This window comes from Kitasatospora aureofaciens, from assembly GCF_001188955.3.
Lineage (GTDB): Bacteria > Actinomycetota > Actinomycetes > Streptomycetales > Streptomycetaceae > Kitasatospora > Kitasatospora aureofaciens.
Genome location: NZ_JPRF03000015.1, coordinates 190,847 through 203,403, shown reverse-complemented (window position 1 = coordinate 203,403; position 12,557 = coordinate 190,847). Strand labels below are relative to the sequence as shown.

11 protein-coding genes are annotated in these 12,557 nt (G+C 72.7%); 7 read left to right on the top strand and 4 right to left on the bottom strand.

The window, feature by feature from the left end; translation table 11 throughout:
• A partial coding sequence (locus tag HS99_RS08925) for a ComF family protein (RefSeq protein ID WP_370863230.1) occupies nt 1-469 on the bottom strand: 469 nt, incomplete at its 3' end.
• A 361-nt stretch (nt 470-830) separates the two neighbouring features.
• Between HS99_RS08925 and hpf the strand changes: the two genes are divergently transcribed.
• Nucleotides 831-1,526 carry a ribosome hibernation-promoting factor, HPF/YfiA family gene (gene hpf / locus HS99_RS08920; RefSeq protein ID WP_030283945.1) on the top strand — a complete coding sequence of 232 codons (696 nt, stop codon included), beginning with the start codon at nt 831-833 and terminating at the stop codon, nt 1,524-1,526.
• A 238-nt stretch (nt 1,527-1,764) separates the two neighbouring features.
• A complete protein-coding gene (locus HS99_RS08915) occupies nt 1,765-2,523 on the top strand; it encodes a response regulator (protein WP_030283947.1) in 759 nt (252 codons plus the stop codon).
• Between the two features lie 103 nt (nt 2,524-2,626).
• Here HS99_RS08915 and HS99_RS08910 read toward each other — a convergent pair whose 3' ends face one another.
• Together HS99_RS08910 and HS99_RS08905 are read right to left on the bottom strand one after the other, a co-directional pair.
• On the bottom strand, nt 2,627-3,835 hold the full coding sequence (locus tag HS99_RS08910) for a winged helix-turn-helix domain-containing protein (RefSeq protein WP_030553230.1): 1,209 nt from the start codon (nt 3,833-3,835) through the stop codon (nt 2,627-2,629).
• 67 nt (nt 3,836-3,902) lie between these two features.
• Nucleotides 3,903-4,460 (bottom strand): GNAT family N-acetyltransferase, encoded by a 558-nt coding sequence (locus HS99_RS08905; RefSeq protein WP_030553232.1) that lies wholly within the window; start codon nt 4,458-4,460, stop codon nt 3,903-3,905.
• 242 nt (nt 4,461-4,702) lie between these two features.
• Here HS99_RS08905 and secA point away from each other — a divergent pair, with 242 nt between their 5' ends.
• Nucleotides 4,703-7,465 (top strand): preprotein translocase subunit SecA, encoded by a 2,763-nt coding sequence (gene secA, locus HS99_RS08900; protein ID WP_030553234.1) that lies wholly within the window; start codon nt 4,703-4,705, stop codon nt 7,463-7,465.
• Between the two features lie 77 nt (nt 7,466-7,542).
• On the opposite strand, the gene HS99_RS08895 is transcribed toward secA, so the two are convergent.
• Complete coding sequence (locus tag HS99_RS08895) at nt 7,543-7,917, bottom strand: Rv3235 family protein (protein ID WP_283809995.1); 375 nt, start codon at nt 7,915-7,917, stop codon at nt 7,543-7,545.
• A gap of 448 nt (nt 7,918-8,365) precedes the next feature.
• Here HS99_RS08895 and HS99_RS08890 point away from each other — a divergent pair, with 448 nt between their 5' ends.
• The 4 genes from HS99_RS08890 (at nt 8,366) to pruA (ending at nt 12,550) form a co-directional block, all read left to right on the top strand.
• Complete coding sequence (locus HS99_RS08890; RefSeq protein ID WP_050366756.1) at nt 8,366-9,475, top strand: patatin-like phospholipase family protein; 1,110 nt, start codon at nt 8,366-8,368, stop codon at nt 9,473-9,475.
• Between the two features lie 90 nt (nt 9,476-9,565).
• Nucleotides 9,566-10,075 carry a DUF6912 family protein gene (locus tag HS99_RS08885; protein ID WP_030283960.1) on the top strand — a complete coding sequence of 170 codons (510 nt, stop codon included), beginning with the start codon at nt 9,566-9,568 and terminating at the stop codon, nt 10,073-10,075.
• A 51-nt stretch (nt 10,076-10,126) separates the two neighbouring features.
• Nucleotides 10,127-10,783: an HAD family hydrolase gene (locus tag HS99_RS08880; protein ID WP_030283962.1), complete on the top strand. Its 657-nt coding sequence runs from the start codon at nt 10,127-10,129 to the stop codon at nt 10,781-10,783.
• Nucleotides 10,784-10,924: 141 nt separating this feature from the next.
• Complete coding sequence (gene pruA / locus HS99_RS08875) at nt 10,925-12,550, top strand: L-glutamate gamma-semialdehyde dehydrogenase (RefSeq protein ID WP_030553240.1); 1,626 nt, start codon at nt 10,925-10,927, stop codon at nt 12,548-12,550.
• Nucleotides 12,551-12,557: the final 7 nt, after the last annotated feature.

Genomic DNA, 12,557 nt, shown 5'->3' with positions numbered 1-12,557 from the left:
TTGTAGGCGCCGGGGGGCCAGGGCGGGGTGGTGGTGAGGCCGAGGGCGGCCAGGCAGGCGTCGGTGAGGTTGGCGACGGCGGTGAGGCTGAGGGGGATGTCGGGGCCGAGGGCATCGGCACCAGCAGCAGCGGCGCGGCCCCGGCCCGGGCCCCGAGCACGGAGCGCACCGCCCCTCCGAGCGCCTCGCCGAGCGGACCGGCCAGCCGCAGCGCGCCGCGTTCCTTGTGGGCGAGCAGCAGCTGCCGCACCGGGCCGGTGTACGGCGCCGCGGCGTGCGCCCAGGGCAGCAGGGTGGGGCCGGGGCGGCCGGCGGTCAGGGCGTGCCGGCAGGCCGGGCAGAGCTGGGTGCGTTCGGCGCCGCAGCCGGCGCAGTTCGCGGGGAGCAGGACGTCCAGCAGCCCGGCCAGTGCGTGGCCGAACGGTGTCCGTGCGGACGGCGGAGGGGCGGGGGAGTGGGACGGCGGCACGGCTGCTCCTGGCGGCGGCAGGCACGGAGAGTCAGCAAAGGATGCGCCGTATGGGGGGCGTTGTCCAGGTATTTACCTTTGCTTCACCCACAGGGGGGTAGACGTGGTGCAACAGTTTGACCGCCAGCCCGAAGTATCGGGTCATATCCCCCATCCCGCCTGGGGAGGCGAAAACTCCCTGTGAGGTGTTCGATGAGGCCCAGGGGGTTTCAACCGTCCCTGATGGGGAGGAAGTGAGATGAGGGCCAGTCGTTCCCGCCGCTGGCGGCGGGGGCCGGCAGTGGATGGGCTGGTCCAGCTGGAACTCAGTCCGGTCCGGTAGCACCCGGATCGGCGTCAGCACGAGGGATCGGAGTTCTGCGTGGACATCGTCGTCAAGGGCCGCAAGACCGAGGTGCCCAAGAGGTTCCGCGAGCACGTGGCCGAGAAGCTGGAGAAGGTCCAGAAGTTCGACGGCAAGGTGATCAGCCTCGACGTCGAGGTGTCCAAGGAGCACAACCCGCGGCAGGCCGACCGGTCGGACCGCGTGGAGATCACTCTTCGCAGCCGGGGCCCGGTGATCCGGGCCGAAGCCGCCGCCGCCGACGCGTACGCCGCGCTCGACCTGGCCGCGGCGAAGCTCGACGCGCAGCTGCGCAAGTCGGCTGACCGGCGTCGGGTGCACAAGGGCGGCGCCAACGGCCGCACTCCGATCAGCGTGGCCGAGGCGACCGCGGCCCTGGCCGCGCTGCCGGACACGACGGCGCAGGAGGGCGAGACCAACGGGGCCGTCCGCAAGACCATGATGGGATCCCTGGAAGTGGAGGGCGAAGGCCCGCTGGTGGTCCGGGAGAAGACGCACTCGGCCGCCCCCATGGCGCTGGACCAGGCGCTCTACGAGATGGAGCTGGTCGGCCACGACTTCTACCTCTTCGTGGAGAAGGACAGCGGTCTGCCCAGCGTCGTCTACCGCCGGCACGGCTACCACTACGGTGTCATCCACGTGCAGCCGGACATGGCGGCCGGCGTGGCCAGTGGTGCGGGCGGTGCGATCGGTCGGTTCGACGACGAGGACTAACCGTTCCGACGGCAGTGACGGGGAGGTGACCCCGGTGGCGCCCGCCGCCGGGGTCACCGGTGTTCCGGGGCGTTCCGCCCGTTTCGGGCGCGCCCGGTGGGACGGGCTCGAACGGTGCTCGGATCAGTTGCCTCCCGGGGTCACCCGATGCGGGGGAATCGGCATCGGAGGGTGACCGCGGCGACGGCGGGGCGTGGAATGATTGGGCGCACGTCGACCCGCGAAGGGGGAGGAGCGGATGGGGGATCACTTCGGGCTGGGGCCCGCAGCGGGACCGGGCGCCGGGCTGCCACCGGGGCCGGAGGAGGAACCCGCGTACGCGCCGCACCGGGGTGAGCCGATCCGCGTCCTGGTGGTGGACGACCACGCCCTGTTCCGCCGGGGGCTGGAGATCGTGCTCGCGGAGGAGCCGGACATCAAGGTCGTCGGCGAGGCCGGGGATGGCGCCGAGGCCGTGCTGAAGGCCGCCGACCTGCTGCCCGACATCATCCTGATGGACGTCCGGATGCCGCGCCGCAGCGGGATCGAGGCCTGCACCGCGATCAAGGACGTGGCGCCCAGCACCAAGATCATCATGCTGACGATAAGCGACGAGGAGGCCGACCTCTACGAGGCGATCAAGGCGGGGGCCACCGGCTACCTGCTCAAGGAGATCTCCACCGACGAGGTCGCCACCGCGATCCGCGCGGTGGCCGACGGGCAGTCGCAGATCAGCCCGTCGATGGCCTCCAAGCTGCTCACCGAGTTCAAGTCGATGATCCAGCGGCGCTCCGACGACCGGGACCTGGTGCCGGCGCCCCGGCTCACCGACCGGGAGCTGGAGGTGCTGAAGCTGGTGGCGACCGGGATGAACAACCGGGAGATCGCCAAGGAGCTGTTCATCAGCGAGAACACCGTGAAGAACCACGTCCGCAACATCCTGGAGAAGCTCCAGCTGCACTCCAGGATGGAGGCCGTGGTGTACGCGATGCGGGAGAAGATCCTCGAAATAGGGTGAACGGCGCCACGGGGTGAGCGGTGCCACCGGGGGAACGGCGCCGGGGAGTCGGCGGCGGCACGGGGGAGTGGGGCCGCGGGGCGAGTGGGGCCGCCGCCGCTGCCTATTCCGCGAGCAGCTTCTCCAGGGTCGGGCGCAGCCGTTCGTCGTGCAGCGCCTCGACCCGCACCCCGTCGCAGCCGACCCAGGCGGCCGCCTCGCGCAGGGCGGCGGCCAGTGCCTCCAGATGGCGGGAGCCGCCTCCCCGGCCGTCGGCCAGCGAGACCTGCCGGGCGACCAGGGTGCGGCCCTCGCGGGCCGGGTCGACCCGGCCGACCAGCCGGCCGCCGGCCAGCAGCGGCATCGCGAAGTAGCCGTGCACCCGCTTGTGCTTGGGCGTGTAGGCCTCCAGCCGGTGGGTCATGCCGAAGATCCGTTCGGTGCGGGCACGGTCCCAGATCAGCGAGTCGAACGGCGAGAGCAGCGTGGTGCGGTGGCGCCCGCGCGGGGCGGCGGCGAGCGCGGCCGGGTCGGCCCAGGCCGCGGCCGTGGTGCCGCCCGGGCCCCAGCCGGCGACCTGGACCGGGACCAGGCCGCTGTCCGCGAGCACCGGGTCCAACTGCTCGGCGCGCAGCCGGTGGTAGTCCAGCAGGTCGGCCCGGGTGGCCACGCCGAGCGCGGCGCCGGCCTGGGCCACCAGGGTGCGTACGCAGTCCTCGTCGGACCGGTCCTGTCCGAACAGGGCGTCGGGGATCGCCTGTTCGGCCAGGGCGTAGACCCGCTTCCAGCTGCGGCGCTCGGTGCAGACCACGTCGCCGAAGGCCAGCGCCCGTTCGACCGCGATCTTGGTGTCGGACCAGTCCCACCACTCGGCGGTCCGCTTGGCCCCGCCCAGCTCGGTGGAGGTCAACGGCCCCTCGGCGCGCAGCTGGTCGAGCACCGCCCGGTACGTCTCGGGTGCGACCTGGTGGCCCCAGAGGTGGCCGCGCTCGCGGTAGCGGCGGCGCCGGAAGGCGAACAGCGGCCACTCCTCGACCGGCAGGATGCAGGCCGCGTGCGACCAGTACTCGAAGCTGGTGCCCGCGCCCCAGTAGGCCGCCTCGACCGCAGGGCGGCCGACCGCCCCGAGCCTGGCGTACGGCACCAGCTCGTGCGAGCGGGCCAGCACCGAGATGGTGTCCAGCTGGACGGCGCCCAGGTGCCGCAGCACCCCGCGCACTCCGCCCCGGCGGTCGGGAGCGCCCAGCAGGCCCTGGGCGCGCAGGGCGATCCGGCGGGCGTCGTCGGCGCTCAGGACGGTGACGGGGGCGTGGTGGGCAGCGGCGGCGGTCATGCCGGCGAGCGTAGCCGGGGGCACCGACAGCGGGGCCGGGCCCCGGGGAGGGGGCGAACCGGGGTGCTCAGTCCAGGTCGGACGGGAGCAGCGAGGCGACCCAGGCGTCGTGGAAGACGCCGCGCTGTTCGGCGTACGACCGCAGGGTGCCCTCGGGGCGGTAGCCGACCCGCTCGGCGACCGCCCGCGAGCCCTCGTTGCCGACGTAGGCGAGCCACTGGAGGCGGCGCAGCCCGAGGTCGGTGAGCGCCCAGCGGGCGACCGCGCGGGCCGCCTCGACGGTGTAGCCGCGGCCGCGCTGCTCCTTCGCCGTCCACCAGCCGACCGAGGCGGCGTTCGGGTCGCCGGGCTTGCGCGTGACCGCCTGGGTGCCGACCAGGCGTCCCGTTCCGCTCTCGACCACGCACCAGATGTACTCGGCGTCGGCGGCCAGCCCCGCGGGGGCCAGGGTACGGACGAAGAACTCGGCGTCCTCGCGGCGGTAGGGGACGGGGACGACCGTCCAGCGCTGGATCTCCGTGTCCTGGCAGGCGGCGAAGATCGCGTCGATGTCCGATTCCCGCGGGGCCCGCAGGACCAGGCGGTCGGTGGTGAGGGTGGCGAGTTCGCCCCGCGGCTGTTCCATGGGCGGATTATTTCCCCGTGAGGGGAATGCGGGCATCCGAATAGTCGGCCAACTCCCCGGCCTGCCGACCGATTTGTCCCGGTGGACGGTGCTATCGATCCATGTGCACGCGCGGGTGACACGGGAATACCGTGCTGACGCACCTCCCGAGGCATTGGACTCCTCGCATACGATGGCCCGTGCGGTGGGGTGGACCCGCCGTGCAGTCGTCCAGTGCCAATACAGGCAAGGAGCCCGCTCAAGTGTCCGTCTTCGACAAGATCCTGCGCGCCGGCGAAGGCAAGATCCTTCGCAAGCTGCAGCGGATTGCTGCCCAGGTCAACTCCATCGAAGAGGACTTCGTCAACCTCACCGACGCCGAGCTGCGTGCGCTGACCGACGAGTACAAGCAGCGGCTCGCGGACGGCGAGACGCTGGACGACATCCTCCCCGAGGCGTTCGCCACCGTCCGCGAGGCCGCCAAGCGCGTGCTCGGCCAGCGGCACTACGACGTCCAGCTGATGGGCGGTGCGGCCCTGCACCTCGGCTACGTCGCCGAGATGCGCACCGGTGAGGGCAAGACCCTGGTCGGCACCCTGCCCGCGTACCTGAACGCGCTGACCGGCAAGGGCGTCCACCTGATCACCGTCAACGACTACCTCGCCGAGCGCGACTCGGAGTGGATGGGCCGGGTGCACCGCTTCCTCGGCCTCGAAGTCGGCGTGATCCTGGCCAACATGACGCCCGCCGAGCGCAAGCGCCAGTACGCGATGGACATCACGTACGGCACGAACAACGAGTTCGGCTTCGACTACCTGCGCGACAACATGGCCTGGTCGAAGGACGAACTCGTCCAGCGCGGCCACAACTTCGCGATCGTCGACGAGGTCGACTCGATCCTCATCGACGAGGCCCGCACCCCGCTGATCATCTCCGGCCCGGCGGACCAGGCGACCAAGTGGTACGCCGACTTCGCCAAGCTGGTGCTGCGCCTGAAGATCGACCGCGACTACGAGGTCGACGAGAAGAAGCGCACCGTCGGCGTCCTGGAGGAGGGTGTCACCCGGGTCGAGGACTACCTCGGCATCGACAACCTCTACGAGTCGGTGAACACCCCGCTCGTCGGCTTCCTGAACAACGCCATCAAGGCGAAGGAGCTGTACAAGAAGGACAAGGACTACGTCGTCATGAACGGCGAAGTCATGATCGTCGACGAGCACACCGGCCGCATCCTGGCCGGGCGCCGCTACAACGAGGGCATGCACCAGGCGATCGAGGCCAAGGAGGGTGTGGAGGTCCAGAACGAGAACCAGACCCTGGCCACCATCACCCTGCAGAACTTCTTCCGTCTGTACGACAAGCTCTCCGGCATGACCGGTACCGGCACCACCGAGGCCGCCGAGTTCCACCAGATCTACAAGCTCGGCGTGGTGCCGATCCCGACCAACAAGACGCCGCTGCGCATCGACCAGCCCGACCTGATCTACAAGTCGGAGCCGGCCAAGTTCGCCGCCGTGGTCGAGGACATCGCCGAGAAGCACGAGAAGGGCCAGCCGGTGCTGGTCGGCACCGTGTCGGTCGAGAAGTCCGAGTACCTGTCGCAGGAGCTGCGCAAGCGCGGCATCCCGCACGAGGTGCTGAACGCCAAGCACCACGAGCGCGAGGCGCAGATCGTCGCGCAGGCCGGCCGCAAGGGCGCCGTCACCGTCGCCACCAACATGGCCGGCCGCGGCACCGACATCATGCTCGGCGGCAACCCGGACCACCTCGCGGCGGCCGAGCTGGCCCAGCGCGGGCTCTCCGCGAGCGACAACCCGGAGGAGTACGAGGCCGCGTTCCCGGAGGCGCTGGAGAAGGCCAAGGCCTCGGTCAAGGCCGAGCAGGAGGAGGTCAAGGAGGCCGGCGGCCTCTACGTCCTCGGCACCGAGCGGCACGAGTCCCGCCGGATCGACAACCAGCTGCGCGGCCGCTCCGGCCGTCAGGGCGACCCGGGCGAGTCCCGCTTCTACCTGTCGCTGGGCGACGACCTGATGCGCCTGTTCAAGGCCGGCATGGTCGAGCGCGTGCTCTCGATGGCCAACGTGCCCGAGGACGTGCCGATCGAGTCCAAGATGGTCACCCGCGCGATCGCCTCCGCGCAGACCCAGGTCGAGCAGCAGAACTTCGAGATCCGCAAGAACGTCCTGAAGTACGACGAGGTGCTCAACCGCCAGCGCGAGGTCATCTACGGCGAGCGCCGCCGCGTCCTGGAGGGCGAGGACCTCCAGGAGCAGGTCGGCCACTTCATGGACGACACCGTCGAGGCCTACGTCAAGGCGGCCACCGGCGAGGGCTTCGAGGACGACTGGGACCTCGACAAGCTCTGGACCGCGTTCAAGCAGCTCTACCCGATCACCCTGGACCTGGCGGAGCTGGAGGAGGAGGTCGGCGGCCCGTCCGGCCTGACCCCCGAGTTCCTGATCAAGGTCGTTCAGGAGGACATCCAGGCGCAGTACGGCGCCCGCGAGGACCAGCTCGGCGAGGAGATCCTGCGCGAGCTGGAGCGCCGCGTGGTGCTGTCGGTGCTGGACCGCCGCTGGCGCGAGCACCTCTACGAGATGGACTATCTCCAGGAGGGCATCGGCCTGCGGGCCATGGCGCAGCGCGACCCGCTGGTCGAGTACCAGCGCGAGGGCTTCGACATGTTCACCGCGATGATGGAGGGCATCAAGGAGGAGTCCGTCGCCTACCTGTTCAACCTGGAGGTCCAGGTCGAGCAGCAGGTCGAGGAGGTCCCGGTCGAGGACGCCGAGGTGGTGCTCGACAAGCTGGAGAAGGACGCCGCCCGCCCGGAGATCAAGGCCAAGGGCCTGGAGGCCCCGAAGCCGCAGCGGCTGCACTACACGGCCCCCTCGGAGGAGGTCGGCGGCGGTGTGGTCGAGGGCGACTTCGAGGACACCGCGCCGGAGGACGAGGGCGACGGGATGACCCGCGCCGAGCGCCGCAAGGCCGCCAAGTCCGCCAAGGGCCGCCGCCGCAAGGTTTGATCCACGCACAGCACGCAACGCAGGGCGCCGCTTCCGTACTGGGGCGGCGCCCTGCGCCGTCCCGCGCGCTGTGGCCGTCATCGGGCCTCCACGGCGGTGCACTGCCACTGGCCGGCCGGGCCGCGCTGCTCCAGCCGGAAGGCCACCATGTGGTGCCGCCGGCCCAGGTCGACCCGGACGCAGGCCTCGACGGCGTCGGGCGAGGGTGACCGGTCGTGCACCGGGCCGAGCCGGGGCCGGTCGGCGGGGCCGCCGCGGCGCAGCGCCCCGGCCCGGACCAGCGAGGCGAGCTGCCCGTAGCCGTCCAGGCTGGTGTGCCGCATCAGCTGGCCGGAGGGCCGGGCGCCGGTGAGCACCTCGACCAGCTGGTGGGCGAAGCGGGCGGCGAGCGCCCCCGCGTCGTGGCGGGCCGGGCCGGTGGCCCCGGTGGCCCGGGCGGTGCCGTGCGGGATGCCGAGTTCGGCCTGGGTCGCAGCCGCCGGAGGCGCGGCCGCGCCGGTGCGGGCGGGCGGTGGGGCGGGTGCTGGGTCGGGCGCTGGGGTCGCTGTTGAGCTGCGCGGTCACGGTGGCCTCCGGCAAGGGTGGTGCGGGTACGGACGGGTCCAGGCTGGCGGCGGCCCGGGCGGCACGGCAACGCGTTTTCGAGTGGGCGGGAGACCGGTGCGAAGTTCACCTATCCGGGTGAGTCGCCCAGTGCGGCGACGGGCCCGGCGCGTACCCCCGCAGGCGGTGGGTTGACGTGCGGGGACGGGCCGGAGAGCCCGAAAGGGGACGCCCCGGTACGGCGGACCGGGTGACTCCGGGCCCGGTTCCCGTTGCGCCGCCCGTCCGCCCGTGCGCACCATCGGTAGCCTGACCCGCTCCCAACGACGACGGGCGGCCGGGATGACGACAGCCGGGATGACCACACGGACGGCGGTGTCGGGGACGAGCCCCGGCGGCGCGCCCCGGCGCGGCCTGGTGCTGGGCGGCGGCGGAATGCTCGGCGCGGCCTGGACGGTCGGCGCTCTGTGCGCCGTCGAGGAGGTCACCGGGCTCCGGCCGGGTGAGACGGACCTCCTGCTCGGCACCTCGGCGGGCGCGATCCTGGCCGCGCTGCTGGCCGGGGGCGTGCCCCCCGAGCAGTTGCGCGACCACCAGCGCGGCCTGGCGGTCACCGAGGGCCCGCTGGCCGGGGTGGCCTTCGACTACGAGACGGCGGTGGGCGGTGCGCTGCCGCAGCGCCCGCGGGCCGGGATCGGCTCGCCCGACCTGCTGCGCGACGCCGTCCGGCACCCGCGGGAGTACCCGCTGCTGACCATGGTCTCGGCAATGGCGCCGCACGGCCGCGGCTCGCTGGCGCCGGTCGGCGAACTGGTGCGCGGGCTGTTCGGCCCGGGCGGCTGGCCGGCTCCGGGGAGTTCGGGTCCGACTGCGGCGGGGGTGGCGCCGAGCGCGGCCGCCGCGCCGCTGCGGGTGGCGGCGGTGGACTACCGCAGCGGCCACCGGGTGGTCTTCGGCGACCCGGAGGCCCCGGCCGTCGCGGTGGCCGACGCCGTGATGGCCTCCTGCGCCATCCCCGGCTGGTTCGCGCCGGTGCGCCTCGACGGTTCGGCGTACGTGGACGGCGGCTGCTGGTCGGCGACCAGCGCCGACCTGCTGCTCGGCCGCGGCCTGGACGAGGTGTACGTGCTGGCCCCGATGGCCCTGCGGCTGGGACCGCGGCCCGAGCGCTCCGACCGCAGCACCCTGGCCGCGCTGCGCGAGTGGCGGGCCCGGGACCGCCCGCGCGGCGTGCTGGCCCAGCTGGTCAGCCGCTACCGCCGGGCGGTCACCCGCCAGCTGCTGCGCGAGGCCGCGTTGCTGCGGGCCGAGGGCGTCCGGGTACGGCTGCTCGCGCCCACCCTGGCCGACCTGGCGGTGATGGGACCGAACCTGATGGACCCGGCCCGCCGCGGCGAGGTGCTGGAGAGCGCGCTGCGGACCAGCCGGGCGGCGCTGGCCGCCGAGCGCGGACCCGGCGCGAGGTGATCACGGGCGGTCCGGCGGAGCTTATTCTTGGGGCGCTGGATGCTGTGCCGCTGGACGAACCCCCGCTGGACGAACCGGAGAGTGCCACCGATGCGCGTGTACGTGCCCACCACCCTGACCGGCCTGGCGGCGGCGCACGAGGGCGGAGCCCTGGAGGCGTCCGCGGCCTACGCCGTGACGCCCGCGCTGCGCGAGTGGTACGTCAGCGACGACCTGGAGGAGCTGGAGTACGCGGCGCTGAACCGGGCCGCCCAGTCCTCGCTGCGGCTGCTGGCGGCCGACCCGGCCGCACCGCGCCGGCGCGTCGTGGTGGCCCTGGACGTGGCCGACTCGGCCGTGCGCCCCTTCCCCGGCGACGAGTACCAGGACCAGGCCTCGCTCGGCCGGGTGGTGCTGCCCGGCCCGGTGAAGCTGGCGAAGGCCGCCTCGGTGCACGCGGACGTGGCCGACGACGAGGTGGTCGAGGACGTCACGGCGGCGGTGGCGGCGGTGGCCGCGGCCGACTCGGGCGACCAGGACGCCCAGTTCACCGTGGACGGCGCGGAGGACCACGACCTGCTCTGGTACGCGACCCAGGAGATCCCGTCCCTCCTGGGCTGAGTGAGCCCCGTCCTACCGGCGTGTCGGCCGTTCGGGTTACCGTTTGGCCCCGTGCGCACTCACATCGTTTGGGACTGGAACGGCACCCTCTTCCACGACATGGACGCGGTCCTCGGCGCGAGCAACGCCGCGTTCGCGACCATCGGCGTCGGGCCGATGACCATGCAGCAGTACCGCGAGCAGTACGAGATCCCGATCCCCCGCTTCTACGAGCGACTGCTCGGCCGGATGCCCTCCCAGGAGGAGTGGCTGCGGCTGGACGACGCCTTCCAGGACCGCTACCGCGAGCTCAGCCCGGCCTGCGGCCTGACCGAGGGTGTGCCCGAGCTGCTGGCGGGCTGGCAGGCGGCCGGGCACAGCCAGTCCCTGCTGTCGATGTACGTGCACGACAAGCTGGTGCCGCTGGTCGACTCCTTCGGCCTGACCGGCAGCTTCCTGCGGGTGGACGGCCGCAGCGGTCCCCCCGGCGGCCAGAAGGCGGACCAGCTGACGAAGCACCTGGCCGCGCTCGGCGAGTGGGTGGACCCGGCCCGCACGGTGCTGATCGGCGACGCCGCGGACGACGCCCTGGCGGCGCTGCACGCGGGCGCCCACGCCGTCCTGTACACCGGGGGCTCGCACACCCGGGAGAAGCTGGAGCCGGTCGGCGTCCCGGTGGTGGACAGCCTGGCCGAGGCGGTGGAGCTGGCCGGCCAGCTGACCGGCTGACCGGCTCGACCGGCTGAGCGTTCGTGACGGCGGACGTGGCGGGCGCCACGTCCGCCGTTGGCGTGTCTGGACGGGCGGATCCGCCCCGCCCTGGTCAGGCTGGACTGACACCGGTAGAGCCAGGACGGAGCCGCCATGCCCATCGACGCAGTCACCGAGGTGCCCACCCCGGTCAACGAGCCGGTGCAGGCGTACGCGCCCGGCAGCCCGGAGCGGGACCGGCTGGTCAGGCGGCTGGACGAGCTGGCGGCCGAGCAGGTCCCGCTGCCGATGACCATCGGCGGCGAGCAGCGCTTCGGCGGCGGTGAGCGGATCGACGTCGTCCAGCCGCACCACCACGCCGCCAAGCTGGGCGTGCTCGGCAACGCCACCCGGGAGGACGCCCGGGCGGCGGTGGACGCGGCGCTGGCGGCCGGGCGGCAGTGGCGCGCGCTCCCCTTCGACGACCGGGCGGCCGTCTTCCTGCGCGCCGCCGAACTGCTGGCCGGGCCCTGGCGGGAGACGCTCAACGCGGCGACGATGCTCGGCCAGTCCAAGACCGTGCAGCAGGCCGAGATCGACTCCGCCTGCGAGCTGATCGACTTCTGGCGGTTCAACGTGCACTTCGCCCGGCAGGTGCTGGCGGACCAGCCGGTCTCCTCCCCGGGGGTGTGGAACCGGGTCGACCACCGCCCGCTGGAAGGTTTCGTCTACGCGGTCACCCCGTTCAACTTCACCGCGATCGCCGGGAACCTGCCGACCGCCCCCGCCCTGATGGGCAACACCGTGGTCTGGAAGCCCGCGCCGACCCAGACCCTGGCCGCGTACCACCTGATGCGGCTGCTGGAGGCGGCGGGCCTGCCGCCCGGGGTGATCAACCTGGTCACCGGCGACGGGCTGCAGGTCTCCCCGGTGGCGCTCACCGACCCGGCGCTCGCCGGGCTGCACTTCACCGGCTCCACCGCCACCTTCCAGTCGCTCTGGCAGACCGTCGGCGCCAACATCGGCGGCTACCGCACGTACCCGAGGATCGTCGGCGAGACCGGCGGCAAGGACTTCCTGCTGGCCCACCGCTCGGCCGACCCCGAGATCCTCAGGACCGCGATGATCCGCGGCGCCTTCGAGTACCAGGGCCAGAAGTGCTCGGCGCTCTCCCGCGCCTACCTGCCGCGCAGCCTCTGGCTGAGGATCAAGGACGACTTCCTGGCCGAGGTGGACGCCCTCGCGGTGGGCGACGTCACCGACCTGTCCAACTTCATGGGCGCCCTGATCGACGAGCGCGCGTTCGAGAAGAACCGGGGCGCCATCGAGCGGGCCAAGGCCGACCCGACCGTCGAGCTGGTGGCCGGCGGCCAGTACGACGACGCGATCGGCTGGTTCGTCCGGCCGACGGTGCTGGTCTCCTCCGACCACCGGGGCGAGATCTTCCGCACCGAGTACTTCGGCCCGATCCTCGCGATCCACGTCTACGAGGACTCCCGGTGGGACGACGTGCTCGGCCGGGTCGACTCGGGCGCCCCGTACGGCCTGACCGGCGCGGTGGTCGCACAGGACCGCTACGCGATCTCCCAGGCCGTGGAGGAACTGCGCTTCACCGCCGGGAACTTCTACATCAACGACAAACCCACCGGCGCCGTCGTCGGACAGCAGCCCTTCGGCGGCTCCCGGGCCTCCGGGACCAACGACAAGGCGGGCGCCGCCCAGAACCTGCTGCGCTGGACCTCGGCCCGGGCGATCAAGGAGACCTTCGTGCCGCCGACCCACCACGCGTACCCCCATATGGGCTGAAAGCGAA